Source organism: Yoonia sp. SS1-5 (assembly GCF_038443705.2).
Lineage (GTDB): Bacteria > Pseudomonadota > Alphaproteobacteria > Rhodobacterales > Rhodobacteraceae > Yoonia > Yoonia rhodophyticola.
In genome coordinates this window covers 2,824,447-2,850,102 of record NZ_CP151767.2, presented here as the reverse complement: position 1 = coordinate 2,850,102, position 25,656 = coordinate 2,824,447, and the positions used below count along the sequence as shown (strand labels likewise).

Sequence of the window (25,656 nt, the reverse complement as noted above, 5' to 3'; positions counted from 1 at the left end):
GCGCAGATTGCGGCACCAATAGGGAAACGTAAAATGGCAGAAGAAGCCCAGACACAGGAAGCCCAGGTCCAGGAAGGCCTGAGCGAACTTGATGAATTTTCCGATATGCTCAAGCAGACCATCAAGCCGCGCACCGATGAGGCGGCGAAAGAGGTCGACAATGCGGTTGTGACACTGGTCCGCGAGGCGCTGGATGACCAGACCGTCATTTCCGAGGATATCATCGACACAATCGGCGCGATGCTTGCAAAGATTGATGAAAAGCTGACCAAGCAGGTCAACGAAATCATCCATGCCAAGGAATTCCAGGAACTGGAAAGCAGCTGGCGCGGTCTGGCCTACACGGTCAACAACTCTGAGACGGATAGCAGCCTGCGGGTGAATGTCATGAACGTCTCGAAGGGTGAGCTGAAAAGCGAACTGCGCCGGTATCCCGGTGCCAAATGGGACAAGTCCCCCTTGTTCCAGAAGATCTACGAACAGGAATTCGGCACGATGGGCGGTAAGCCTTTCGGCACACTGATCGGGGACTTCTACTTTGACCAGTCAAGCGGCGATGTGGGTCTTTTGCGTGATCTGTCCAAGATCGCGGCGGCGTCGCATGCGCCATTCGTCTCGGCGGCCGCACCTGCCCTGCTTGGCATGGATAGCTGGAACGAGATGCCCAACCCCGATGATCTGTCCGAGATTTTTGATACGCCTGACTATGCCGCGTGGAACAGCCTGCGGGACAGCGAGAACTCGCGCTATCTGGCCCTGACCCTGCCGCGTGTGCTGTCACGCGAACCCTATACCCAAGATGGCAGTTCGGTCGTTGAAGAGTTCAACTTTATCGAGGAAACCGACGGGCACGAGGGCAACCAATATGCGTGGATGAACGCCGCCCACGCGATGGCCGCAAACATCAACCGGGCGCATAAGGAACATGGCTGGACCGTAAAAATCCGCGGCGTGCAGTCCGGTGGTGAGGTGATGAACCTGCCAACCTATGCCTTTGATACCGGTGACGGGTCCAAGGACATGAAAATCCCTACCGAAGTGTCGATCACCGACCGGCGTGAGGGTGAGTTGAGCAAGGCCGGCCTGATCGGCCTGATCCACCGCAAGCATACCGACAAGGCGGCCTTTATCGGTGCGCAGTCGCTTTACCGGCCCAAGAAATACGTGGACGATCTGGCCACGGCGTCTGACAACATGTCGTCGCGCCTGCCTTATATCTTCGCGGTGTCGCGCTTTAGCCATTACCTGAAATGCATGGTGCGCGATAAGATCGGGACCAGCCCCGACCGGATCCAGCTTGAAAAAGATCTGCAAACGTGGATCAACAAATATGTCTCTGCAAACCCAGAAAGCGCCACCGAGAAAGAGAAGGCCAAAAAGCCTTTGGCGGCTGCAACCGTGCAGGTCATCGAAGACGAGGAGAACCCAGGTTACTACATGGGCAAGTTCTTCCTCAAACCACACTTCCAGATGGAAGGAATGGATATCGGGATGAGCCTGGTATCCAAACTGCCGAGCGGCAAATGACGACCCCTCCCCCAACCAACGCGTTAGCTGCATTTGAGTACGCTGACGGCCAAAACGGAGTAATATAATGGCTGTTGATATTTTTCTTAAACTTTCCAACAACATCAAAGGTGAATCGCAGGACGCAACCCATGCCGACCAGATTGACGTTCTGGCATGGAGCTGGGGCCTGTCCCAGTCCGGCACAACGCATGTTGGCGCTGGTGGCGGCGGCGGTAAGGTGAACGTTCAGGATATTTCCCTGACCAAATACGTTGACCTGGCCTCGAACGACCTGATCAAGCGCTGTACAACCGGTGAGCATATCGAAAACGGCGAACTGATCGTGCGCAAGTCCGGTGGTGCGGCCCCTGTTGAGTATTTCAAGATCAAGATGGAAAACATCATGATCTCGTCCTACTCGACTGGCGGATCCAAGGACGGTCTGGACCGTATCCAGGAAAACCTGACCCTGAACTTCCGCAAGTTCGAAATCACCTACACGCTGCAGGAAGAATCCGGTGCCGCTGGTGCAGAAGCACTGGTTGGCTGGGATATCGCCCAGAACGCAGAGTGGAGCAGCTAATCAGCATTTCGCTGATACATCGCAAGCACGCTTATTCGGGGCCCTCTGCGGCCCCGAATGTCCTTAGAGCATATTCAATTTACTGAATTCTGATGAACACCGGCTCAACCCATCGCAAACAAAAGGCCAGCGACGCCAAGGACCGGCGGCAAGTCTCGCTGATGCACGTGTTCCGGGCGGCCCGCGCGACCGGCGATGGCAAGAAAGACGAGGCCAATTATCAGGATGGCGCCCGCGAAATGACCGCCCGCAGTCAGGAACGGCGCACCGGCACGGATGAGGCAACGCTGCGCAAGCACCTGACGGCCGATCTGGCCAGCCTGATGAATACGATCAACCTTGATGCAATCTCGTCGCTAGACGATGCCCCTTATGTTGCAAAATCAGTGATCAATTACGGTTTTGGCGACATGAGCGAGATGAGCAACTCGATCCATGCCGGCAAGCAGATTGCCCAGCTTATTCGCAACACCCTGATTGAACACGAGCCCCGCCTGATCGCGGATACAATCGAAATTCAGCTGAACCGCGAGGAACAGGAAACGACCCAGCGGCTTAGCTTTGATGTGTCGGCCGAAATGGTCGCCACGCCGGTTGATGTCCCCCTCGATTTTGTGGCCGAGGTGGATATGGGCGCAGGCAAGATACAAATGACGCGCCTGCGGGTTCAAACATGAAAAAAGCCTTTCGCGACGCCTATAACAAGGAACTGGCGCTGCTCTACGAGCGCTCGCGCGAATTTGCAGCCGATTACCCGGGGATCGCCGATCGGCTTGGCGGATTGATCAAGGAAAATCTTGATCCGGCGGTGGCGGGTCTGTTGGAAGGCACCGCCTTCATGGCCGCCCGCGTCCAGTTGAAAATGGACGAAGAATTTCGGACATTTTCAACCGAGCTGCTGAACCAGATCTTCCCCGATGCGCTGGCCCCGACCCCCAGCGTCATGCTGACACAGGCCAACCCACCCTTTGACAACAAGGACCTCGTCAAGGGTCTGCATTTTGAAGGCGGCAGCTATATGGATGCCCGCTTTGTTGATGCCGATCAGCGGGTATCCTGCCGTTATGCGCTTTGCGGTCCGCTGTCGATCTGGCCGCTGACAATACCAAAGGCTGTTTATCACAGCAGCCCCGCCCCCTTTCTGGCCGCCGGCGAGGCCGAGGTCGCGCCCGGCACAAAAGGCGGGTTGCAACTGACCATCATACGCCCGCTTTCAGCCACAAGCACAAAGCCGGGCGGCCCCCTGTCAGAGATCGAGGCCGACAGCCTGCCCATTCACCTGATTGGCGACATGCCCGATGCTGTGGCCCTGTACGAGCAGATTTTCTGCGATCTCAAACGCGCCTCGCTGCGCTATCTTGATGCGCATGGCGACCCGGTCTTCATCCGGCTTGATCCCTCATCCATTGAACAGATCGGCTTTGATGAAGGCGATAATCTGTTCCCGCATGACGGCCGCCTTTTTGAAGGGTTTGCCAAGCTGCGCGAGATTTTCGTGTTCCCACGCAAGTTGCTGGGGTTCCGTCTGACCGGGCTTCGCCAGCATCTGTCGCGCATCAAAGAGTCCGAAATTCAACTGATGCTGGAATTCGGCAACGGCAACAAGAACCTTGCCGCCCGCATCAGCGAGAAGGGCTTTGCCCTGAATTGTGCGCCTGCGGTGAACCTGTTCGAGGAAACGTCCAGCCAGATCAGGCTGGATGACAAACGTACCGAATTTGTCGTCACCCCCGATAGCAGCCCACTGACACATTACGAGATTTACAGCATCACGTCGGTGCATGCACATTATCCCGGCGTGCAGGACAAGGTGCGGGTGAACCCGCTCTATGCGGTCCCGCGTGGGGGCAAGAAGCCGCGTCAGGCGCTGTACTATACCTCGCGCCAGAAACCGCGTCGTCCGACGGAAAAGGAACGGCGTTTTGGCAGTCAGCAGCGATATGCGGGGACCGAGACGTTCATTTCGATCTACGAGCCCCCAAATCTGGAGGGCGACGCCCGCGCCCAAAGGCTGCAGGTCAGAACATTGTGTTCCAATCGGCATCTGCCGGAATATCTGCCCATCGCAGAAAGCCGCGATGATTTCCACATGTGTGATGATGTCAGCGTCAGCTTGGCCTGTGTGGGCGGGCCGACCCCGCCGCGCGCCGCCATGCCCGAACTTGAGGCGAATGCCAGTCATCGCAGTACCTCGGGTGACAACTACTGGCGCCTGATCAGCTATCTGTCGCTGAGCCATTTCAGTCTTGATGGCGATGATGACGGACAGACCGCCGCGGACAGCCTGCGCGAACTTCTGTCATTATTCGCGGATTTGTCCAACGTCGTCAGCGAGGCGCAATTGCAAGGCCTCAAGTCCGTCACAACCCGGCCGATTGTCCGGTCAATCCAGCGGGGCGATGGTTACTACCCTGCGCGAGGGCTGGAGGTTAAGATCACCTTTGACGAACCGGCGTTCGAGGGGTCGGGCATTATCCTGCTAGGGGCCACGCTGGATCGCTTTCTGGCCGAATATGCAGCCGTGAACAGTTTCACCCAGACGGTCATCGCCTCGACCGACAGGGGCGAGGTCGTGAAATTCCCCCCGCGAACCGGGTCAGGCCCGCTGATATGAGCGCACCCGAGCAAGAACCCCGCCCTGTCGGCTATCTGGCCCTTTTGCGCAAGCTTGAGCGCGAATCCACAGGCAAGCCCCGGATCGGCAAGAACACAACGCTGTCCGAGGAGGTTGCGACCATCGGGCAAGACCCGTTTCTGGCCTTTCCGGCCAGCGACATGTCGGACATCCGCAAAGACAAGGCGGGTCGTCCGGATCTGCGCAACCAGATCATCGGCTTTTTTGGACCCCATGGCGCGCTGCCGCTGAACACAACCGAAGAAGTGCTCCGCTGGGCCAAAAGCGGTGATCTGGCGTTTGTGAAATTCACGGACCTGTTTGCAACCCGCTTTCAGCAGTTGTTTTTCCGGGCTTGGTCCGACGCCCGGGCGATCACCCAATTCGATCACGAAGACGATGACAGTTTTTCGCGCTATGTCGGCGCCCTGATCGGCATCGGAACCCCCGCCTGGAAGGATCGCGGGGTTCTGTCGGACACTAAACGCTACAGCATGGTCTCGCTTGGGATGGGCCGGGTAAAAAGCCCGGTGCGCCTGCGCCAGATGCTGCGCTATGATCTGGGCGCGGATATTACGCTGGATGAACATGCGCCGACATGGATCATGTTTGAGGCGGACGGCCTGAACCGGCTGGGGATGCAGGGCAGCACCATTGGTCGCGATTGTTTTCTGGGATCGCGCGCGCAATCGGTGAACGAAAAGATCGTCATCCGCATCAAGGCAAAGACGCTTGACGAATACCGTGATTTTCTGCCCGGCGGCATGTCACATACGCGGATGCGCGACATTGTCGGTGGGTATCTGGGCCGCACATTTGAGGTGGCCGTGTCGCTGTCGCTTCCATCAGACGAATTCGAACCGGCGATTGTCGGCAAGTCGGCGGAACTGGGCTGGATGGCGACCCTGTCACCCAATCCCGAACCGCCACCGGGCACATACCTGCCCGGTGCGACCTACACGTTAAGCGACGCTGCCTAGCCCACTATTACGACCAAAACTATTCAAGAAGGGGATGCCAAATGGCCGAGATCAACATCGAAAAATACGCCGGCAAGATGAACCGCCTTGGCTATGATGCCTTTCTCAAAGCAATGCGGCAGGCCCGGTCGGAAAAGAACCGCAATGTGGGAACGGCGCATTTCCTGTTTCATGTGGTGTCCGACCAGAATTCGGACGTGTCCTGCACGCTGCGGGACCTGGGGCTGGATCGCGGCCGCGTCCTCAAGGACCTGATCGCCGCAATTGACAAGCTGGACAAGAACGTCACCGAAACGCCCGGTATTTCCGAAGGGTTGTCCGACACCCTGAACCACGCCTGGACCTACGCGACCCTGTTTTTCTCGGAAGTGCAGATCAGGTCAGGCCACGTGCTGCTGGCCATGTTGAACGACAAGAACCTGCACCGTGAAATCACCCGCGCCTCTGCCGTACTCGGTGAGGTGTCTGCCGACCGGCTTGGCAAGGAATCCCGGTCGCTGTGGAAAGACAGCGACGAAGAAGACATGCGGCCGATGGACGGCTCTGGCCTGCAGGCGGGCGGTGCCGAGGCTGCCGATGGCACACCTACATCCAGCGCCTCGACCGCGTTGGCACGGTTCAGCGTCGATATGACCGCCGATGCCGAAAGCGGCAAGATGGACCGTGTTGTTGGTCGCGATGACGAAATCCGGCAGATCATCGACATTCTGCTGCGCCGCCGCCAGAACAACCCGATCCTGACGGGCGAGGCCGGGGTGGGCAAAACCGCTGTCGTCGAAGGTTTTGCACAATGCCTTGCTGCCGGCGAGGTGCCGCCGAAACTACAAGGCACCCGTCTGCATATGCTGGATATTCAGGCGATGCAGGCCGGGGCCTCGATGAAGGGCGAGTTCGAGCAGCGCCTGAAATCCCTGATTGACGAGGTACAGGCCTCTCCCACCCCGATCATCCTGTTCATTGACGAAGCCCACACGCTGATCGGTGCGGGCGGTGCGCAGGGCACGGGCGATGCAGCAAACCTGCTGAAACCGGCGCTGGCGCGCGGCACGTTGCGCACCATCGGGGCCACCACATTCGCCGAATACCGGACTTATTTCGAAAAAGACCCGGCGCTGACCCGACGCTTTCAGCCTGTCAATGTCGATGAACCCGACACCGAGCGCTGCTGTTATATGCTGCGCGGCATCCTTGGTCCGATGGAAGCGCATCACAATGTGCGCATCTCGGACGAGGCGATTGTGGCCGCTGTCAGCCTGTCGGCGCGCTATATCCCGGCGCGGCAACTGCCGGACAAGGCCGTGTCACTGCTGGATACCGCCTGCGCCCGCGTGGCCGTCAGCCAGGCCTCTGTGCCTGCGCGCATCGGCGATCTGCATGCAAAAATCGCCTCGCTGGAAACCGAAATCGCCAGCAAGACCGCCCAGCGCGATCTGGGCGAGGAAAACGAGGAACGGCTGGCCGAAGCCGAAGAGGATCTGGGCAAAACCCGCGAGGAACTGACCAGCTTCGAGGCGAAATTCGAGGCTGAGAAGAAGGTCGTGGATGACATCCTGGCCTTGCGCGCCGAATTGGCCAAGGCCGAAACCGGCAGCGACGAAGCACCAGAGCCAGGCGATATCGGTGACGCGCGCGATCCCGAAGGCGCGGACGCCGCAGAAGAAGGCACCTCTGACGAAGCTCCACGCGATCCCGACACCATCCGCGGCGATATGCTTGCCCTCATGGCCAAACTGGACGCCACCGACGCGGATGACCGGATGGTCTATGCCCATGTCGATGAGCAGGCTGTCGCCTCTGTTATCTCGGATTGGACAGGGATTCCTGCGGGCCGCATGGTCGTGGACGAACTGGAACAGATCCTGAACCTGTCCGACCATCTGGCCGAACGGGTCATCGGGCAGGATCACGGGCTGAAAATGATCGCCAAACGGATCGAAACCAGCCGTGCGGGCCTGTCCAACCCCAACAAGCCCATTGGTGTGTTCATGCTCGCCGGGCCGTCGGGTGTGGGTAAGACGGAAACAGCGCTGGCGCTGGCCGAAAGCCTGTATGGCGGCGAACAGAACATCATCACCATCAACATGTCCGAATTTCAGGAAGCGCACAGCGTTTCGCTGTTGAAAGGGGCGCCTCCGGGCTATGTGGGTTATGGCGAAGGCGGGCGGCTGACCGAAGCGGTGCGGCGCAAACCCTATTCCGTTGTGCTGCTGGACGAGGTGGAAAAAGCCCACCCCGACATCCACGAGCTGTTCTTTCAGGTCTTTGATAAAGGCATCATGGAAGACGGCAATGGGCGGCCGATCAATTTCAAGAACTGCCTGATCTTGCTGACGTCCAACGTGGGCACCGATGTGATCATGGAGATGGGCAATAATGGCGAAATCATCCCCGATCTGGATGAATTGAGTGCGGCGATGAAAGCCCCGCTGCTTGAAGTCTTCCCACCCGCCTTGATGGGCCGGATCGTGACGATCCCCTATTTCCCCTTGGGCAAAGAGGTGCTGGGGGGCATCACCAGGCTAAAGCTGGGCTCTGTCGCGAAACGCCTGAAAGAGGCGCATGGCGCCAATATGGTCTATGGCGACGACGTGCTGGATCATATTGTTGAACAATGCCGCGACCCCGATAGCGGGGGCCGGATGATCGACAACATTATTACCAATTCCATCTTGCCTGATTTATCCCGTCAGGTGCTCAGCCGGATGGTGTCCGGCGAAGAGATGAAAGAGGTCACCATCGTCATGAAAGACGGGGCCATCGACTACGCATTCGCCTAAAACACTCACCAACAGGACCTTACCACATGGACATCTTTTACGGGGTCGACGGCACCGGGCCGGACGACAACAACACCTACGCGACGGACTTCAGCTCTAGCCATGTACGGACGCTATGGAAGAACTGGCACACCCCTGCGGCCGGATATATCCGTGGCCCATCGCTGGCCGGAACCGAAACCGCCGACCGGATGTGGAAAGGCCTGTCCTGGGTCAAGGAACAGTGGGAACAAGCCCAAAAGAACGCCAACCCCGCCAAGCCGAACCGCATTTTCCTGTCGGGCTACAGCCGTGGTGGTGCAGCTGTCATCGCGCTTGCCTATCATCTGGACAAGGCGGATATCCCGGTTCACGCCATGCTGCTTTTTGATGCTGTGGACCGGTCACCGCTATTGTTCACCGATACAATCCCCAAGAATGTCGCGGCCTGCTATCACGCGTTGCGGGATCCCAAGGCCGGATCACGCGAGTCCTTTGGCAATTGCGGGCGCAAACATGCCGCATCAGTCGCCTATACCGAAAAGCACTTTTACTGCACCCATGGCGGGGTCGGCGGCTGCCCGTGGAAAGAAAACGGCAAATCCGGCAAGATCGAGGAAATGGACAATAGCACCAAGGCAGCCGCCATCGTGCTGATGGGACAACCTGCGGCCAACATCCACGACTTTACCAATGTCACGGTCGCGCAGGACCAGCAGGGAAGTCAGGCCAGTTGGACATGGATGAGCCAGAACCTGACCGTCGCCCGGGCATCGCGCGAGGCAGAGGGCATCGCGCCATTCGGGATCTACGGCAAGACCCGCGAATAGGCCTAGGCGGCCTGCGCCAACAGCCATTTGCGAAATAATTGCGCGGTGGGCGTCAAGGCGCCCGACGGGCGCACGATGTAGTAGCCCATCGCCTCGCGCCGTTCCTGCCACAGGGGTATCAATGTGCCGCGCGCAATATCATCGGCGATCAGGGCGCTGGCGACCACTGACAGGCCGGCGCCTGCCCGCACGGCGGGCAACAGCATCCCAAGCGTTGCGACATGCTTTGGACCGCAGCATTCCAGATCAAGACCAAGCGCGGTAACCCATGCCTGCGCCTCTTGATGGAGGGTTTCGAATATCCAGGGCAGGTCCTGTAGATCCGCCATGCCCTTGGGATCCCGCCCCGCCAGCAATGACGGCGCCGCCACGATCGTATAATCCGTTTCGATCAGCTGCTCAGCCTCGAGGCCCGGCCAGTCGCCGCGCCCATATCTGATCCCAAGCGCAAACCCGTCCCGCCGCAAATCCACGACGGCTGTATTGGGCGAGATTGAAATCTGCACCTCGGGATGGGCCGCCCAGAACCCGCCAAGCCGGGGCATCAACCAGTTTTCCGCAAAGCTGGGTGTGACGGTAATGGCGAGCGGGCGACCTGCCACATCATCACGTACGTCGCGCACAGCTGCGGCGATCCGGGCGAACCCTTCACTCAATGATCCTGCAAGGCGGCGACCGGCATCTGTCAATCGCACGCCGCGCCCCTCGCGCACCAGCAGGGACGCACCCAGATGCGCCTCTAATCCCCGAACATGCTGCGCAATCGCCGCATGCGTGACATTCAACTCACGTGCAGCGGCACTGAATGTACCATGACGCCCAGCTGCCTCAAACGCGCGCAAGGCAGAAAGCGACGGGATATCACGCCAATCCATATATTAGCTCAACTATCATATTCAAAATCTTATAGAGTCGCGTTCCGCATGTGCCAAACATATTCTACGGGTGCCATCGCATAGAAAGGAAAAGCCATGCTTACATCTATTGCCGACGCGTTATTGCGCCACAAACCGCGAAACAGATGGGAAGCCCCAGATCATTGGGTCGATCACAAGCGACCACGCAGCAGTGCCCAGGCAGATCGGGATGCCGCCGAATGGCGTTATCGGGCGCAACGTGATGCGGGTCTTTGGTGATGTCTGATCAGGCATCTTGGTCAAGCAAGGCGTCTATGGTTTCGATATAGGCGCGCATTTCGGCGGTCAGGGTCGGACGCGGCGGTGTGCTGCTGCCCGATCCGGCCCCGCGCATCTTGCGCTGCGCCCAAGCCTTGAGATCGGCAACCGTATAATCCCGCAAAAACGGGTTGGCCCGCACAACAGCGGCCCCCATGACCGACAGGATGGTTTGATTATCCTGTGCCGACAGAACCGTATTCGCACCTGCCGGCCCCAGAAAATGCGCAAGATAAAGACGGCCTGCGTCAACACGATGCCCTCTGGCGCGCAGGTAATTCTCGTTCTCGCGGGCCAGGTTCTGCACCATCTCGCGCGACAGGGTCGGGTCCGTGCGCAGCGCCAGCAGCTCTGCCCGCTTCATGGTGCGGGCCAGATCGGGGCGATAATCGCGCATCATCCGCAACCATGTGCTTTCGATGAATTGGCCAAGACCCGTGGCCGTCGATAGCGGGTTTTTCGCATTGGCATTTCCCGCACTTTCCACCCGAATGATCTGATCGGTCAGCCCCTCGACCGCGTCAGAAGCAGCCAGACCGCTGCCCGCCGCACCCAGCGAGAACGGATCAATCGGCCGTCCATTGCGCCGGAACTCGAAATGCAGATGTGGGCCGGTACTGCGACCCGTTGTACCGACATAGCCAATCACCTCACCCGCCCTGACGGATTTTCCGACAACCGCGCTGGGCGCAAACCGGTCCATATGGGCGTATCGGGACTGCAGGTTATCCGCATGGTCAATATAAACGACATTCCCGTAACCGCCGCCATTGCCGACAACAGCAAATGTGCCATCGCGGGCTGCAAGGATTGGGGTGCCTGTCGGCGCAGCCCAGTCAACACCCCCATGCAGGCGAACCTCTTTCAGGATCGGATGAAACCGGGGACCATAGGGTGAGGACAACGTGCCACTCACCGGCGTCACAAAGGCACCCCCATTTGCGCCGCCGCGCTGCCCATTGGGTGTAAAGCAGCTGAATTCCTCGGGCCCCGCGCCTGTTTTTGCGGCGACATAACAGGGCATGTCACCCGATGGTCCGCTGATCCCCACAAAGGCAATCTGCGCCGCTCCATCGCCCGCATTTGGGGCATAAAGCAACGTAACCTGATCACCCGGGGCGGCCACGGCCTCTAGATCATAGGCTTGCGACATCATCACGATCAGCTCGCCCACCAGGGTAATCGGAACCCCGTTGCGGATCGCCGCGCTGTAAACAGCATCCAGCAGCCGGTAGTCCTGCGCCTGCGCCGGGGCATTGCCCTGGTTCGGCGAGGCGAGCTTGGGCAGATCATCCTCGAACCATGGATTGGTGGCGAGCATATACCCGTTCACCCCCCGCCGGGCCAATGTACCAACATAGCCATCGGGTCCATAGATCGCGATTTGCAACGGGGTGCGCGCGCCGTCGATCTTGCGATGTCTGACCGCCACGATTGTTCCCGCAGGCAACCTGTCATCTGTCAGAACCGCCGCCATCGCGGGCAGTTCTGCCGATGCGGCCGCGTTTACAAGCCCCGCGTCCTTTTCAGTGAAACCGTTGTCCTTGAGAAAGTTCACAAGGGATCTTGGCCGCTCGAAACGAACGACCAGGTCGCGCGAGACCTCTACACGGGCCGCCTCGGGCCGGACAAATGCAACCGATGTTGTGTTTTGAATGCGTGTGGCCCGATAGGTGCTGGGTAAGCCCGCCTCGCTATCGCCGACCGTTTCGCCCCAGCTATTGTCATCATCACCGACAATCACCTCTTCGCCCGCGGGCGCGTCGGGGTCCTCGGGCGGAAGGGCAACCAGTGCAGAGATATCGGTTTCGATCTGCTGCGTCTGGCTGCGCTTGGCCTGAAAAAACGCAAAATCCTCGCGGCTGGATGGCAGCGCGGTGATCAGCCGGCTTTCCTGAACGACAAGATCTTCTACCACGAGCGCAAGCCGGGCGGCCGCAGGGCTGCCAAAACGGACGGTATCAAGCGTATTTGGCCCCGGAAGCGATCTGATCGCTGACCCGTCCGCCGTTTCAAACCGCAAGATCATCGGATCCCCCGCGATATCAACAAACGGGGTCGCCAATCGCACGGCTGGTGCGGTGCCCGGTTCCACCTGTACAATCTGATCGCTCACGTCCGTGACCCATTCAGGCAGCCCCTCGTCACCTGAGGGACCCGAAGTGATCCAGAAGAACAGCCCGACAACAAGACCAACACTTAACGCCGCCCCACCCCCAATTGCCGCAATGCGCAACTGTCGCTGCGCCTTGCGTTTGCGCGCGGCGGCCTGAGATTTGCGGAATTGCGGATCGACCTGCATCCTTAACGGAACACACCTGTGCCGACATTCCGGTTGATCGTCCGGGAAGGCGCCGTGGGGGCGGGTGCTGGCGCCGGGGCGGGTGCGGGCGCAGCCTGACGCGGGGCAGCGGGTGCCGGTGTGCTCCGGCGTGGTGTGCTTGTGGCGCGCGGCGCGGGCGCCGGTGCGGCCCGAACCACAGGACATGTTACGTCATCGCGCAACATGATCTGCCGAAAGATGGACACGTCAGGGTCCTGCGAAGGTGATCCGGTGCCAAGCTCTTGAAAATAGCGCCCTGCGGCAGCACGTGATCCCGGCCCCCAGTCACCGTCAATCCCGGCAGTGTAGCAGTTCATCCGCGCAAGTTCGGTCTGCAAGGCGATCACCAGCTCTTCCTCCGGGGGATCAAAGGCGCCAGAGGCCACCAGCGTGGCAAAAAATTCAGGGTCATCGTCCCGTAGGGCCCGGCGACCCTCGACATCCGAATATTCGACAAACGACCCTTCAATCGGACCAGTTGGTTCGGTCGCGGTGCCAAAGCTGGCCTCGGTTGGGGCAATTTCGCCCACGATAATGGATGGCCGGGGCAGGCCGCCCGCGCCCGGCACAGGCCGGGACGTGCTGACCGGCGTTTGCAGGGTCGCACTGCGCGGTGCTAGTGACACCCCCCCGCTGACCCGCGTCGCGCTGGGGCGGACGGGTGTCAGGGTCGCGCCGCTTGTGACCGGGCGGATCGGTGATGAGAGCACAACCGTTTCGGTATTCACACGCCTCGCCGGCGCGGATGTGGGGTTCGCATCGGCCTGATCCACTGCAATGCCTGCTTCGCGCCAAAGTGCAAGCATTTGCGCCTGCGCCTCGGGCGACAAGCTGTCGAGCATTCGGTAATCCTCGGCCGTCAGGCGCATGCCGGTGTCAACGTTGCGAAACAGGAACGGCGTCGACAGGGTCGATGTCACCGTGACGCCGGTATCGGCAAAAAAGCTGTCCAACCCCAGACCGGGTACCAACAGCCGTTCCAGCATCACCTCGGACAATGCAGGGGCTTCGGCACATGGGGCGCCTGCCGCGACGGACGCCGCAACAAAAAGGTTGGTGCTGGGCGGCAGAGGTGCAAGGGCGGCTGCCGCTGGGATCGGCGTGATTTCGGGCGTTTCCTCTACCACAGCGTCGTTGACAGGTTCGGGGGCAGCGGGCGTGGTGCAGACATCCAGAAACACCAACGTGGCCGGGCGTGATGCGGGCGCCGGGAACAAATCAGCTAGGGCGACCTCATCCTGTCCATCGGCGGCGACCAGATATGTTGCATCATCCCTGACCACCGTGCGGCCTGCATAGTAGATGACGACGGGGTCTTCGGCATTTGCCAGCGCCCCGGTGGCGGTGCTGATTTCAGCTGCACTGGGATTTTCCAGCCGGTTCACGGTGTAACCCAAACCAAACAAGGTCTCTGACAACTTCAGCGACTGCGCACGGACGTCACCAAAAGGCGCGGTATCGGCGTAATTGAAATTCGAGATAATCAGTGCCTGCTCTGCCTCGGCCGCAATCGCGCAGACCGCGCCAATGGCGGCAATCGTCGTTTTCAGATGCATCAGGCTTGGCATTGGCATCTTGGTCCAGAATAGGGCACTCAACCTGTATAGCGTAGCGGATCACCGCGCCTAACGCTACGGCTGAGGGGTTAAAAACAGCGTCCATCTTTCCGTTTGAAGCGTGTCAATCTCAAGGTAGTTCGCATCCAGATAGCCACGCAACAGGCAGGATGTCTCACCCTGAATGACAAAGCGCTCGGGGCCGATGCACATCGGCGTGGCCCCTTGCAGGATTTCATTGCCAAAAACGTCCTTTGCAAAAACGTAGATGTAGCGCGCCTGCAACGCCTCGCGAATGACATTCGCGCATTGGTTCGGGCCAATTGTCCACCATCCACGCGTGACAAACGCGTTTTCCTCGTATTGGCCCACCGCGACATTGGCGACATCAAATGACTGATTGCAAACGGCAAATTCAGCCTGAACCATTGTTGGAAAGGCGATAGACCCGGCCAAAGCCCAGCCTGCCCCCAATAACCGCAGATATGAAATCAATGATCGCACACCCCACGATAGCGACAATTTTTGGGGTTATGAATACACTCTGCTTACCAGAATGCAGGAAAAGTAATGCGTTTGGGCCGCCCGTCTGATAAGCTATGGCGGTAGGGGCGCACCAAAAAAGGGAGGATTGTCGAAAATGGCACATCCTTTGAAGACAAGATTTGCAGGTTTTTTGGTTGTTTGCGTTGCCGGAATGGCACCGGGCCTATCTGTCGCACAAGGTTTTGACGCCGCACCCAGCGGGTCGTTTTCTTTTGAAACCTTCGGCGATGTCCAGGCAGGCGTTCTGCCGCTTGAAATGGCTGACGAATCACGCCCGGCACCCGTCGCACCGCCGCTGCGCGTCGTCGATCTGGGCACGACCCCGGTATTGACAGAGGCCGAGACGGCAAGCGCGCCGGTCCGCCAAATCCAGAACACGTGGTCAATCGGGGTGTTTCGCTAAACGCCGGTTGACAGCACCGGGCTGATACGGCCCAATCCCTTGTATCATCTTCTGCGTGTGTGCCGCATAACGGGCCTGCGCATGACATTTGGATTGAGGGATCACATGCTATTCAAAAATGTTATTTCAGGGTTCACGGCTGCTCTGTTCGGCGGCGCCATGATTGCCATGCCCGCCATGGCACAAGACACGCAGACGCCACGTTTCTCGCTTGAGCTTAACAACGCCGCTGACACCGAACAGGGCGGTTGCAGGCTGACCTATGTGGCCGCCAATCAGACCGGACTGGCGATCGAGGCGATCTCGTATCAGGTTGCGGTTTTTGATGCTGATGGGGGCGTTACCGATCTGTTGGTGCTGGAATTCGGCAATCTGATCGCGGGCAAAACGAAGGTGGTCCAGTTTGATCTGGCTGGCCGCGGTTGCGCGGATATCTCGCGGATTACAGTCAACGAGGTGGCTGAATGCGCGCTTGCGGATGGCGGGGTTGGTGATTTCTGCCTGACCGGCCTGGAAACCGCATCGCGTGGTGCGATCCAGTTTGGCATCTGATCTGCCTCGTTTCCCATTCAGTTCCTGCAAAGGGTAAATCATGAACGCGCCAGATATTGCCGCATTGAATACACCAACCATCATTGTTTTTGCGGCGCTGGCTGTCATGTCCGTGCTGGCAGTGACGGTGGCCTTCTTCAAGATATTCCAATTCGCCCGGATGGGTGTGGGAAAGACAAACACAGCCGAAAACATCCTGAATGACTGGCTTGGCGGGCAGGCCGACAAGGCGATGCGCGATGCCTCGGCCCGTAAATCGGTGCTGGCGCGTGTCCTGCAGGCGGTGTTTTCAGGATTGCAGGCCCGCCCCGAAGATCAAAGCTTTGCCGAAGAACTGGGGCGGCAAACCGCAATTGTCGAACTTTCGGCGATGACCAGCCGCATGCGCCTGCTGGAAACGGTTGTGCAGGCCGCGCCAATGCTTGGGCTGCTTGGAACCGTGATCGGGATGATCGACGCGTTTAGTACCCTGGCCAGCACGGATGGTGCGGTTGACCCCGCCCTGTTGGCCAGCGGTATCTGGACCGCGCTGACAACGACGGCAGCAGGTCTTGCGATTGCGCTGATCACGTTTTTTGTGGCCACCTGGCTGGAAGGCCGGATCGAAGGCGAACGCCAGTCGATTGAGGCGCTGATTTCTGCGGCAATCAATGGCCGCGTCGACGCCAAGTCAGGCTGATGTCCCAGACCGCGCAGGCATATTCCGCACATGCCCATCCGGTGATGCAACCACGATCATCGGCACGCTATAAATTTGCGCTGACCCCGCTGGCGGATGCGATGTTCCAGCTTTTGATTTTTTTCATGCTGACATCCAGCCTGACCCCTTATTCGCTACTGGTCGTGCAAAGCGGCCCCGAGGCCGGGAACACCACCAGCGACCCGACCGCAGCCCCCCCGACGGATGAACCGATTATCCCCGGTGAAAACGCCCAGCTATGGTATATCGCACAGGGCGAGATCACCGCGAATGGCGCAGTTTTTCCCATGGAACAACTGCCCACGCTGGCGGCGGCCATTGGGCAGAACCCCTTGGCCGAAATTATTCTGGTGATGGAGGATGCAGCACAGGTGCAGGACCTGACATCGGTGCTTGAGGCCCTGACCGCCGCCGGGGTGACATCGGTCCAGCTTGCCCGGCAGGGTGGCGCATGATCCGGTCCCTGCCACAACGCAAAAAGGCTATCGGGCTGGATGTATCGCTTGCCATTGTGAACATCGTGCTGCTGCTGATCTTCTTCTTTCTGGCAACCGGACAGTTGCTGAACCCGCCCAGCCAGGGCGTCGACATCTCGGAGACCACTGAACTGCCGCTTGATCAGCTTCCTTCGCCTATTCTGGTGGTGCGCGACAGCGGCAGCTGGCAGCTGGACGGGCAGGATGTGGCCCCTGACCTGCTGGGTGCGGCCCTGAGCAATCTGGAAACCCCATTGATACTGCATGTGCTGATCGGGCGCGATGCACCGGCGACCAGCCTGCTTGAGATCATCAACCGGCCCGACCTGTCGCAGGCGGAAATCAAGCTTGTCACGCTTCGCCGGACGGTGCAGCCATGATTTTTGGCGAAAAGAAAGGCCGCAGCCTGCATTGGGCCGAAGCATTTGGCGCATCCGCAGTGGTGCATTTTGGTGCTGCGCTGTTCCTGTTTGACCTTCTGGACGGCATCAACCTGTTCGACAATGACCCGCCCGCCGAACCGGAGATCATCGTCACCTCTATCCTGCTCGATAGCGACATTGCCCCAGCGCCAGAAGACCTCAGCAACGCGCCGATCGCGGACACTCCCGAACCCGTGGCAGAGCCAGAACCAGAGGCTGCTCCCGAACCTGCCCCCGCTCCGGAGCCAGAGCCAGAGCCGGAACCCGAACCGGAGCCCCCGGTCGAGGCGCCCGAGCCACTGCCGGAACCGCAAATCGCGCAATCGCCTGAAACCGTGCCGGAACTGCTTGCCCCCGTCGACACGCAAACAGCGCTTGTTCCGCAACCAGCCAGCCCTTTGCGACCGCAGGAAGGAACGGCCATTCCCGTGGCCCCCATCGCGTCGGTTGCCGCACCTAGACCGCAGGATGGCACACGATTGGCCGCCCGGCCTGTCACGGCTGCCCCGGCGGTGACCGAAACATCCTCGCTTTCGCCTGTCGAAAGCATCCCGGCTCCGCCGCCACGCTCCGAAACGCAAGCCGCCCCGACCCCCGAGGGGCCAACGGCCGGGGGCGCGGTCAGCGAATTGGTCACCCGTATCAGGGCACGTCTGACAGATGCCTGCCTGTTGGCGATCCCGCAACAAGGTGCCGGTGGCGTGCCGGAACTGGTGATGATCGGCTCTGACGAGGCGGGCATGCGCGTCTTTGCAGAGGCTGTTCTGACCGATCTGACACCGCAGCCCGATCAGCGCAGCATCCTGATGGATGGGCGGCAATGCCCGGCGCTGAATTTCATTCGTGCGACAACATCCTATCCCGCATTCCGGCTGTCGATCAGTCTGGATCAAGCCGTGATTGATGCGGAAACCAATCTGACCGGGACGGTGGGGAACACGGCGGGGCGCTACATCTCGCTGCTATTGGTTGATGATAACGGGGTCGTGCAGGATATCGGAAACTATCTGTCCTTCACCGGCAGCGAGGCCCGGTTTGATGTTCCCATGCGCCGGGATGGCAACGCACGCGACACCAGCCAAGCGCTGATCGCCTTGGCCACCGCAAGCCGGCCAGCAACCCTTGATGCCCAGAACGGGCAATTGGCCGAGGACTATTTTGCAGCACTCCGCGCTGAACTGGGGCCGGAAACGCCCATCGTGATCGTGCCGTTCAACGTGCAATAGCCTTATGGGCTAAGGGAAAAGCCGATCACGGCCACACCGGCCCGATCATCGTCACGGCCGGCGATCTCTGCCTCGATCAGCGGCATGAGTGACGCGGCCAAAGTCCCGTCAGATGCAGCCGCTGCCGCAATCAGCGGCGTGTCCGTAACAACAGCGATCAACAATTGCGGGGTCGGATCGGCATCATCCTCAGCCGTCAGTCCAAAGGTGAAGGTGGCACTGCCATCTGCCTGTTCCAGCAAACGATCCGTCAGATTGTAGACGCCACCCTGATTGGACACCCAGGCCAGCCAGACAGGGCGGCCACGTCGGTCACTTAACCTGCCCACAATGGCGCCGCCGCTTTCCATGATATCGGTATCCAGCGTCAAGACCGGCGGGGCGGCCTGTGCCGTGCGCATTTTGTTTGCCAGGGCCAAGGCCGGGCATTGGGCACCGGCAACGGGCCGTTCCAAGACGGTTGGACGGGCGCCGAATTCCTCGTCATAGGCTTCTGCGAGCCCGTCAAACGCCGTTGCGTCCGATGAGAAGGCCGCGATAGTCCCGCTATTGGGGCCGGCCTTGATCCGGGTGGCAAAACTGCATGCGCCGGTTGACCAACCTGCCAGATACCCCTCGCGGGTAGACGGATCCAGCCCGCCAGCAACAGGGGGCGTTACGGTACCATTCCCGTTATCAGGACCTGCGACCGGTCCGGCGAAGTCATCCAGATAGCCTTGCTGCCAGGCAAAAAAGCCGCCGATCCCGCCAAAGATCAGCAAAACCAGCAGCCACCGTAAAAGGCCACCACCTTGCTTGCCATCACTGACCGGGCTTGGTGGGGTGGTGGTCGGGGCCGGGGCGTTTCCAAAAGGGCTGGCAGAGTCTGCATCGGCGGGGGTTGCTGCAACACCAAACGACGGTGGGGCGGCATTGCGACCCGGCGGCTGGCGTAAACCCGGCACGGCAGCGGCAGACGCGCCGCCAACCCCTGCTACCGGGGCAGCCTGGCCGTATTTTGATGGGATCGTGCGCGGATTATCCAGCAACGCGATGACGTCCGACATCCGCGCCGGACGATGCGCCGGATCAGGTTCAAGCATATGGGCCAGAAGGGGGCGCAGCGCCGGACCAATATCAGACAGGTCTGGAATTTCGCGGCGGGCATTGACCGCCTCCACCACCGAACTGCCCATATCAAGGGGGGTTCCGCGCAAGGCCGCAGCCATCATCAGACCCAGCCCGTAAATATCGGTACGCGGGCCGATCTCGCCTCCGAAATGGCCCAGCTGCTCGGGCGAAATATATTTGAACTTGCCCGCCAATTGGCCGTGCAACGTGCTTTCGGCCATCTCGGCCGATTTGGCGATGCCAAAATCAATCAACACCGCATTTTCGACAAGCCCATCGCGCAGCATGACATTGTCGGGCGACAGATCGCGGTGGATCACATCCATCTGGTGGGCGCGGTCGAGGCCCGCAGCAACCCGGCGCATCAAGCCCGTCGCCTGCCCAAGGGTCAGCGGGGCGACATCACGGATGTGATCGGATAGCGCAACGCCTTCGATAAACTCCATGATCAGGCAAAAGCGATCAAGATCCGCATCGCGCACGAAGTTGTAGTAGCGCACAATCGCCTGATGCGAGAGCTGGCAAAGTACCTTGGCCTCGCGCATGAACAGGGCGGCGACCTTTTCGTCATGGGCCAAGGCCTGCAGCACGATCTTGATCGCCACGGAATCGCCGGTAAAGACATTTTCCCCGCGAAAGACTTCGCCCATGCCGCCCGCATTGATCAACTGCTTGATTTCGTAGTTGTTGTTGATCAGCGTCCCTATCGGCACCGGTGCGGTCGGATCAGCGGTCGGCGCCTTGGTCACAGGTTTTGGCGCTGCCGTCAGGGCCGGTTCCGGTTGTGCCGGAACCGCACCGCCGGGTGCTGCGATCTGGGTTTTGTCATCATCGGATGGAGGGTTGGAATGTTCATCAGACATCGTATCCGCCCCCTTCCTCGTAAACGTCTTCGACCGGTTCAACAGGCAATGGTGCCGCACAACGCAGCACCACCGCAGTTACGTTATCTTTTGCCCCGCGATCAAGGGTTTGCGCAATCAGCCCATCGCAAATCTGCTGCACGTCCATGCCAGAGCCAAGCGCCTGCGCCAAATCCGCATCACTGTTATGTTCGGTCAGACCGTCAGAGCACAAAAGAAACATATCGCCCTGCTGCAGCTCTGCGCCAACGACATCGCAATTGGGTTGCGGGCTGACCCCAATTGCGCGCGTGATCACGTTCTTGCGCGGCCAATTCTCGGCCTCTTCAGCCGAGATCAGCCCGGCCTCAAGCAATTCGCGGACTTCGGTGTGATCCGCCGTTTGCTGCACAAGAACGCCGTCGCGCATCCGGTAGATGCGGCTATCGCCCGACCAGATACAGCGATAGTGATCATCAAATGTCAGCAAAGCCACCAGGGTTGCACCTACCGTGACCCCGCCAAGGGACGCGGAATGCTGCAGAATACGCTCATGCGCGCGGCCCAGCCGCTCCATAAAGCGGACTTGTAGATCCTCGATGGAAATGGCGTAGCCGACAGAGGCGAGTTCGCTGACAATGGTCTGGCTTGCAACATCACCCGCATCATGGCCCCCCATGCCATCAGCGACGACCCAGACGCCGAATTCGGGGCGTGGCAGAAAGCTGTCTTCGTTATGATCGCGGACGCGCCCGGTATCGGTTGCAGCCCCCGTTTCAAGCTGGAAATATTCGGTCTGTACAATCACGCCACGGCCCCCTGTGGTGGCGTGTATTCCGCACCCATCATCCATGCAAAAACCGCCGCACCGGGCAATCCATCCGTCACATACAAGGCCGACCCATCCGGCCCCGCCCGCCACAGATAAGTGCGGCTGGCCTGCGCGCGTGCCTGATCCGCCGTAGCCACATCCTGCCACAGCCGCTTGACATCACCATCCGGACGCGCGGCCCAGAAATCCGTTGCAGGCAAAGGGGTGGCAGCGTTCAGGCCGGCATCCATGGCCTGCGCCAGCAATGCGGCCATGCCCTTGGCGTCCTCGCCATCGCGATGATAGTCTTTCCAGAAGGCCTCGATTGCTTCGTAATGGGATTGATCGGGGTCAACAGACGGGGGCGCGATATCCGCCCCTTCCATCCCGCTAAGCAACGGAAAACGCCGCCCCACCTTGTCGCGATTGGCGGTCATGGTGCCGCAGAAACCGGTCCCATCCGGGGTCAGCGCCGGACCAATCCAGATGCGCATATCGGGGGCCGCATCATAGTGGGCTTCCCACGCGTCCGCGACACCATCGCGCAAGTCTGGCAAGATCAGGTTCAACCAATATTCCAGCCTGTCGGCGAGGCCTTTGGACAGACCCGCCGAGACGAAATCGCCATAGCCGGGATGCTTGCCATAAAATCCGATATGCACTGCGGGCGCTTCCGACATGGATCAGTCCACGCTTTGCGGGCAGGAGAAATTGCGCAGCTCTGGCATCGCAAAAGGATTGTCGGCGGTCGAAAACTCCATATCGAACTGGATGAACCGCTGGCCCAGCTGATGGGTCAGGCGGACGCCATTACCCAGCGCCTGACGGGAACTTGCCTCGGCGATGAAACGGACAATCGTCCACTGCCCATTGCGCCACTGGCGGGCATCGACGCCAACTTCGCGCGGCTTGGCGTCAAGCGTGGTGGATGATCCAGCCCCGGGCCATGTGACCGTCTGCGATCCGCCGCCCGGCTCCATGATGGTCACAGTGCCATTGATGCCCAGCAGGACCTGTTCAATCGTGCTATGCGCCCCAACCAGCGTCAGACTGATCTGGATTTCGGGCTGCGCGCCGCCATTACCAAAAAAGGCGCGCTGGATCCGTTGCGCCCTGTCAAACTGACGCAGCATATTTTCCGACAAACGATCCGCCAGCGGGCTGTTGGGATCAACAGCAAGCCCATCGGCGGTCCGGACGACGTGTGCGGCCAGATATTCGTTAAAATACTTGTCCATGTCGCCGCCAACACCGAAGAACCGGCCAAATTCGGCCATCGGCACATGGGCCGACGAATTGGTGAAAGGAAAATACCCCTCAATCCCTTCGCGACAGGCAAATGTGATCTGATTGCTCAGCGCCTGGTTCATTTCTGCGACGCTGGCATCAGTGGCCTGACTGCGGAAATCCCGTTCCGCATCATTGATGAAATCCACCAGTTTCGGCGGCAGACGCGAATTATTGGCGGTCAGGTTGCTTAACAGCTGAGGCAACAGCGCATTGGCCTGCACCGGGTTGGCCTGTGCGGCAAGTCTGCGGTTTTCACGGATCGCGGACAGATCCGATATCACGATATCAATGGGGCGCTGACCGTCCGGACCATCGACCAACAAATGCCAGAGCACAAAACGATCCTCGATCCTTTCTGCTTCGCGGCGGGGGCCGTCACCGTTCGAGCCATTCACCTGGTTCTGGTTTTTGGACCCTGACGCGGCCTCTAGCAGGATCCGCTGCAGACCGCCCGAGGATTGCTTGAACCGGCGGAACAGCTGATTGCCCACGTTCTCGCCGAAATCGCCGCTGGCAAGTTCGGTCGGATCAATTTCTGCCAGTTCGTCAAGGAATGTGGTCAGCTTGGTCTCGCGATTAATCTCGTTGGCCAGCCGAACGATGGGCGAGGCAAAGCTGGAAGCGGCCGTCGCAAGGATGTCATATTGCGGCTTGTCGGCGGACATGTTGTTCAGCTGCAGCCGATCCAGCATCGCCTGCCAGGCCGCTTCGAAATCGCGGGCATATTGACGTTGCAGGGCCTGGTTCAGCCCGGCGAGCTGGGCATCAAAGTTGACCGCATTGGCCTGATCGCCCAGCACCCATTTATCGGCTTCCAGCACCTCGCGGACATTGATCAGCTCTTCCATGAACAGGAACCAATAGCCGTCAAATGTGTAAAGCGCCGGCACCCTGACATCGTCCAGATCGGTCCCGTCATTGGTGGAAAAGACCACAGGCACTTCGGGTGCTGCGGGGTCGGTCAATGTCCAGTCTTCAAGCGATGACAGGGCCGCCTTGTCCTTGATGATCGCATAGGCTTGATCGGCCAGCGACATCTGCACGATCGCACTGCGGGCCAGCGTGATTGCGCTGTCGTCAATCGGCACGGCAATATCGCGGGTGTCGTCCAGATCCAGCATGGCATCAAGATGCGTGTTCAACTGGTCGTAGGCGTCATAATTGCCGGTGTTAAAGTAAGCTTCGCGCCAAATCTCGTCAAACCAGCTTTTGATCGCCGCGTCGTCAGGGCGCGGCCCCTGTCCGGCCAACAGCATGTAGACCTTGAGCGCGCGATAGATCTGCGCCGGGTCGTCCTGCGTGCGCAATTCCGGCAGGCGCCTTTCCACATCCAGGATCAGTCGCGGGCGCAACATCTGTTCCAGCGCATCGGCATAGGATCGCCGCGCCGACACCTTGATCCGCCCGGATTGACGCAGGCCAAATCCGTTCCAGACCGTGTCATTCGCCGCAGCACCATAGCCCGCGGGCATGTTGCGCATCCGTTCCAGATACGGCAGGACAGGCAGCGGATCCCAGTCATCAATCTCGGCACGCGCGATCTCGCGTTGCGCATCAATTGCATATGTCTGGGCTTGCGCGCTGGCATCATCCACCAGCTGCTTGTTCTGCCAGTAACTAAAGCCAAATGCGCTTAACAATCCGACGGTCACCAACCCAAGGGCGGCCAGGGTCAACCCCCGGAAAAGACTGTTGCGCCGCACCGCGCGGGCGTCATGCCCGACCCAGTCCCGTTCGGCGAAAATGACCCGGCGCAGCACATCATGCAGAAAGAAACTTTTGCCCTGCCCGGACATGAACGAGGGCGCAAAGGCCCCCGGGGCCTGATCATTCCGCGACATGGCACCCAGGACCTGATCAATCGGCGTGCCCTCTTGCGTGCCCGAGGTGAAATAAAAGCCCCGCAGGATCGCGCTTGTCTGATAGCGGGTAGGTTCGAAAACGCGGCGCAGAAAGTCGGTGACATTGTCCCGCAGCAGGGCCATCTGCCCGGGCAGTCCGAAAATCGCCACCCTGCTGATGCCATCGGGTTCTTCGTTGAGCCTGTCGATGATTTCGTCCGACAGGCGTGAAACCAGCGCGTCAAATTCCGCCGGAACCTGTTCGTGGGTTTGGGCCTTGCGGTCTTTGGTCTGAAAGGTCACGCCCCAGACGGCCTTGCGCCGGTTCAGGCTGAAACTACTGAAATATTCGCGGAAACCGGAAATCAGATCGCATTTGGTGAACAGAATATAGACCGGGAAATCAATGCGCAGTTTGTCATGCACCTCGGCCAGCCGGTCGCGCACGATCTGGGAATGCCGGGCCAGATCATCAGATGAGGCATTCATCATATCCTCAACCGAGAAGGCCAGAATGACACCGTTGATCGGTTGGTTGGGGCGGGATTTCTTGAGCAGATCAAGGAAGGCCTGCCAACTGCTTTCGTCAGCCTCCTTGTCGCTGTCTTGCGTCGTATACCGGCCAGCCGTGTCGATCAGGATCGCGTCCTCGGCAAACCACCAGTCGCAATAGCGCGTCCCGCCAAAGCCCGAGACAACGCCGGCATCTTCGGCGTTGGACAATGGAAATTCGATCCCGGAATTGCGCAGGGCCGTCGTCTTGCCTGCCCCTGGCGGGCCAATAATGACATACCATGGCAGATCATAAAGGTAGGACGCGCCGCCTGACTTTTTCAATGTGGCCAGCGCATCATTCATCCGTTCAGACAGGACGGCACCGTCACCGGTTGGCACATCCGGGGTCAGCGCTTCTTCGATCTCTTTTGCGGCGGCCCGGCGCTTGCGCCAGCCGAGGATTTGAAACAGCACAATCAGCCCGACAGTTACACCGATCAATGTGGCCCGCAGCCAGACAGTCGCCGTCACCGCAAGCGGGATCATGGGCAGGCCAATCCAGATCGCCGCGATCAGACCCAGAATGCCGATCATCATCAGCGGAACACGCATCCAG

At 59.7% G+C, this 25,656-nt stretch carries 22 protein-coding genes; 13 read left to right on the top strand and 9 right to left on the bottom strand.

Going from position 1 to position 25,656, the window contains the following annotated elements:
* Positions 1-33 precede the first annotated feature (33 nt).
* From tssC to AABB31_RS15465, 7 genes are all read left to right on the top strand, one after another.
* A complete protein-coding gene (gene tssC / locus AABB31_RS15495; protein ID WP_342077284.1) occupies positions 34-1,527 on the top strand; it encodes a type VI secretion system contractile sheath large subunit in 1,494 nt (497 codons plus the stop codon).
* 67 nt (positions 1,528-1,594) lie between these two features.
* The gene (locus AABB31_RS15490) at positions 1,595-2,092 is read left to right on the top strand and encodes a type VI secretion system tube protein Hcp (protein ID WP_342077285.1); all 498 of its coding nucleotides are present in this window, start codon (positions 1,595-1,597) and stop codon (positions 2,090-2,092) included.
* A gap of 92 nt (positions 2,093-2,184) precedes the next feature.
* Complete coding sequence (tssE, locus tag AABB31_RS15485) at positions 2,185-2,769, top strand: type VI secretion system baseplate subunit TssE (RefSeq protein ID WP_342077286.1); 585 nt, start codon at positions 2,185-2,187, stop codon at positions 2,767-2,769.
* Positions 2,766-4,706 (top strand): type VI secretion system baseplate subunit TssF, encoded by a 1,941-nt coding sequence (gene tssF / locus AABB31_RS15480; RefSeq protein ID WP_373634953.1) that lies wholly within the window; start codon positions 2,766-2,768, stop codon positions 4,704-4,706. The genes tssE and tssF overlap by 4 nt, the downstream gene beginning before the upstream one ends.
* Complete coding sequence (gene tssG / locus AABB31_RS15475; protein ID WP_373634951.1) at positions 4,703-5,686, top strand: type VI secretion system baseplate subunit TssG; 984 nt, start codon at positions 4,703-4,705, stop codon at positions 5,684-5,686. Before tssF ends, tssG begins: the two co-directional genes overlap by 4 nt.
* Positions 5,687-5,727: 41 nt before the next feature.
* Positions 5,728-8,463: a type VI secretion system ATPase TssH gene (gene tssH, locus AABB31_RS15470; RefSeq protein ID WP_342077289.1), complete on the top strand. Its 2,736-nt coding sequence runs from the start codon at positions 5,728-5,730 to the stop codon at positions 8,461-8,463.
* Between the two features lie 26 nt (positions 8,464-8,489).
* On the top strand, positions 8,490-9,272 hold the full coding sequence (locus AABB31_RS15465) for a hypothetical protein (RefSeq protein WP_342077290.1): 783 nt from the start codon (positions 8,490-8,492) through the stop codon (positions 9,270-9,272).
* A 2-nt stretch (positions 9,273-9,274) separates the two neighbouring features.
* Here the strand turns inward: AABB31_RS15465 and AABB31_RS15460 are convergent, their stop codons facing one another.
* The 5 genes from AABB31_RS15460 to AABB31_RS15440 all read right to left on the bottom strand — a co-directional run bounded on the left by AABB31_RS15460 (position 9,275) and on the right by AABB31_RS15440 (position 14,821).
* Entirely contained in the window at positions 9,275-10,147 is an 873-nt protein-coding gene (locus AABB31_RS15460; protein ID WP_342077291.1) for a LysR substrate-binding domain-containing protein, read from the bottom strand.
* A gap of 120 nt (positions 10,148-10,267) precedes the next feature.
* Positions 10,268-10,423, bottom strand: coding sequence for a hypothetical protein (locus AABB31_RS15455; protein WP_342077292.1), 156 nt, complete (start codon positions 10,421-10,423; stop codon positions 10,268-10,270).
* A complete protein-coding gene (locus tag AABB31_RS15450; RefSeq protein ID WP_373634949.1) occupies positions 10,416-12,749 on the bottom strand; it encodes a peptidoglycan DD-metalloendopeptidase family protein in 2,334 nt (777 codons plus the stop codon). The genes AABB31_RS15455 and AABB31_RS15450 overlap by 8 nt, the downstream gene beginning before the upstream one ends.
* Before the next feature lie 2 nt (positions 12,750-12,751).
* Positions 12,752-14,338 (bottom strand): caspase family protein, encoded by a 1,587-nt coding sequence (locus AABB31_RS15445; RefSeq protein WP_373634948.1) that lies wholly within the window; start codon positions 14,336-14,338, stop codon positions 12,752-12,754.
* Positions 14,339-14,401: 63 nt separating this feature from the next.
* Positions 14,402-14,821, bottom strand: a complete 420-nt coding sequence (locus AABB31_RS15440; protein ID WP_373634947.1) for a DUF1036 domain-containing protein — start codon at positions 14,819-14,821, stop codon at positions 14,402-14,404.
* A gap of 202 nt (positions 14,822-15,023) precedes the next feature.
* Between AABB31_RS15440 and AABB31_RS15435 the strand changes: the two genes are divergently transcribed.
* The 6 genes from AABB31_RS15435 (at position 15,024) to AABB31_RS15410 (ending at position 18,651) form a co-directional block, all read left to right on the top strand.
* Positions 15,024-15,275 carry a hypothetical protein gene (locus tag AABB31_RS15435; RefSeq protein ID WP_342077298.1) on the top strand — a complete coding sequence of 84 codons (252 nt, stop codon included), beginning with the start codon at positions 15,024-15,026 and terminating at the stop codon, positions 15,273-15,275.
* 105 nt (positions 15,276-15,380) lie between these two features.
* Positions 15,381-15,827, top strand: a complete 447-nt coding sequence (locus AABB31_RS15430) for a hypothetical protein (RefSeq protein ID WP_342077299.1) — start codon at positions 15,381-15,383, stop codon at positions 15,825-15,827.
* A 40-nt stretch (positions 15,828-15,867) separates the two neighbouring features.
* On the top strand, positions 15,868-16,506 hold the full coding sequence (locus AABB31_RS15425) for a MotA/TolQ/ExbB proton channel family protein (protein WP_342077300.1): 639 nt from the start codon (positions 15,868-15,870) through the stop codon (positions 16,504-16,506).
* A complete protein-coding gene (locus tag AABB31_RS15420) occupies positions 16,506-16,982 on the top strand; it encodes an ExbD/TolR family protein (RefSeq protein WP_373634944.1) in 477 nt (158 codons plus the stop codon). The genes AABB31_RS15425 and AABB31_RS15420 overlap by 1 nt, the downstream gene beginning before the upstream one ends.
* Entirely contained in the window at positions 16,979-17,383 is a 405-nt protein-coding gene (locus AABB31_RS15415; protein ID WP_373634943.1) for an ExbD/TolR family protein, read from the top strand. Before AABB31_RS15420 ends, AABB31_RS15415 begins: the two co-directional genes overlap by 4 nt.
* The gene (locus AABB31_RS15410) at positions 17,380-18,651 is read left to right on the top strand and encodes a hypothetical protein (RefSeq protein ID WP_342077303.1); all 1,272 of its coding nucleotides are present in this window, start codon (positions 17,380-17,382) and stop codon (positions 18,649-18,651) included. Before AABB31_RS15415 ends, AABB31_RS15410 begins: the two co-directional genes overlap by 4 nt.
* Positions 18,652-18,653: 2 nt before the next feature.
* Here the strand turns inward: AABB31_RS15410 and AABB31_RS15405 are convergent, their stop codons facing one another.
* Genes AABB31_RS15405 through tssM form a run of 4 tightly spaced genes read right to left on the bottom strand, consistent with a single transcriptional unit; the run spans position 18,654 to position 25,652 of the window.
* Positions 18,654-20,624: a serine/threonine-protein kinase gene (locus tag AABB31_RS15405; RefSeq protein ID WP_373634942.1), complete on the bottom strand. Its 1,971-nt coding sequence runs from the start codon at positions 20,622-20,624 to the stop codon at positions 18,654-18,656.
* Positions 20,617-21,411, bottom strand: coding sequence for a PP2C family serine/threonine-protein phosphatase (locus tag AABB31_RS15400; RefSeq protein ID WP_373634941.1), 795 nt, complete (start codon positions 21,409-21,411; stop codon positions 20,617-20,619). Before AABB31_RS15400 ends, AABB31_RS15405 begins: the two co-directional genes overlap by 8 nt.
* The gene (gene tagF / locus AABB31_RS15395) at positions 21,408-22,094 is read right to left on the bottom strand and encodes a type VI secretion system-associated protein TagF (RefSeq protein WP_342077305.1); all 687 of its coding nucleotides are present in this window, start codon (positions 22,092-22,094) and stop codon (positions 21,408-21,410) included. Before tagF ends, AABB31_RS15400 begins: the two co-directional genes overlap by 4 nt.
* A 3-nt stretch (positions 22,095-22,097) precedes the next feature.
* Positions 22,098-25,652 carry a type VI secretion system membrane subunit TssM gene (gene tssM, locus AABB31_RS15390; RefSeq protein WP_342077306.1) on the bottom strand — a complete coding sequence of 1,185 codons (3,555 nt, stop codon included), beginning with the start codon at positions 25,650-25,652 and terminating at the stop codon, positions 22,098-22,100.
* Positions 25,653-25,656: the final 4 nt, after the last annotated feature.

Excerpts from the sequence above, each read along its gene's own strand:
- AABB31_RS15490 (WP_342077285.1), top strand. The coding sequence starts at position 1,595 with ATGGCTGTTGATATTTTTCTTAAACTTTCCAACAACATCAAAGGTGAA.
- AABB31_RS15455 (WP_342077292.1), bottom strand. The coding sequence starts at position 10,423 with ATGCCTGATCAGACATCACCAAAGACCCGCATCACGTTGCGCCCGATA.
- AABB31_RS15445 (WP_373634948.1), bottom strand. The coding sequence starts at position 14,338 with ATGCCAAGCCTGATGCATCTGAAAACGACGATTGCCGCCATTGGCGCG.
- AABB31_RS15405 (WP_373634942.1), bottom strand. The coding sequence starts at position 20,624 with ATGTCTGATGAACATTCCAACCCTCCATCCGATGATGACAAAACCCAG.
- AABB31_RS15430 (WP_342077299.1), top strand. The coding sequence starts at position 15,381 with ATGCTATTCAAAAATGTTATTTCAGGGTTCACGGCTGCTCTGTTCGGC.
- tssM (WP_342077306.1), bottom strand. The coding sequence starts at position 25,652 with ATGCGTGTTCCGCTGATGATGATCGGCATTCTGGGTCTGATCGCGGCG.
- tssG (WP_373634951.1), top strand. The coding sequence starts at position 4,703 with ATGAGCGCACCCGAGCAAGAACCCCGCCCTGTCGGCTATCTGGCCCTT.
- AABB31_RS15415 (WP_373634943.1), top strand. The coding sequence starts at position 16,979 with ATGATCCGGTCCCTGCCACAACGCAAAAAGGCTATCGGGCTGGATGTA.
- tssH (WP_342077289.1), top strand. The coding sequence starts at position 5,728 with ATGGCCGAGATCAACATCGAAAAATACGCCGGCAAGATGAACCGCCTT.
- tssE (WP_342077286.1), top strand. The coding sequence starts at position 2,185 with ATGAACACCGGCTCAACCCATCGCAAACAAAAGGCCAGCGACGCCAAG.
- tssC (WP_342077284.1), top strand. The coding sequence starts at position 34 with ATGGCAGAAGAAGCCCAGACACAGGAAGCCCAGGTCCAGGAAGGCCTG.
- AABB31_RS15425 (WP_342077300.1), top strand. The coding sequence starts at position 15,868 with ATGAACGCGCCAGATATTGCCGCATTGAATACACCAACCATCATTGTT.
- AABB31_RS15460 (WP_342077291.1), bottom strand. The coding sequence starts at position 10,147 with ATGGATTGGCGTGATATCCCGTCGCTTTCTGCCTTGCGCGCGTTTGAG.
- AABB31_RS15435 (WP_342077298.1), top strand. The coding sequence starts at position 15,024 with ATGGCACCGGGCCTATCTGTCGCACAAGGTTTTGACGCCGCACCCAGC.
- AABB31_RS15420 (WP_373634944.1), top strand. The coding sequence starts at position 16,506 with ATGTCCCAGACCGCGCAGGCATATTCCGCACATGCCCATCCGGTGATG.
- AABB31_RS15450 (WP_373634949.1), bottom strand. The coding sequence starts at position 12,749 with ATGCAGGTCGATCCGCAATTCCGCAAATCTCAGGCCGCCGCGCGCAAA.
- tssF (WP_373634953.1), top strand. The coding sequence starts at position 2,766 with ATGAAAAAAGCCTTTCGCGACGCCTATAACAAGGAACTGGCGCTGCTC.
- AABB31_RS15465 (WP_342077290.1), top strand. The coding sequence starts at position 8,490 with ATGGACATCTTTTACGGGGTCGACGGCACCGGGCCGGACGACAACAAC.
- AABB31_RS15410 (WP_342077303.1), top strand. The coding sequence starts at position 17,380 with ATGATTTTTGGCGAAAAGAAAGGCCGCAGCCTGCATTGGGCCGAAGCA.
- tagF (WP_342077305.1), bottom strand. The coding sequence starts at position 22,094 with ATGTCGGAAGCGCCCGCAGTGCATATCGGATTTTATGGCAAGCATCCC.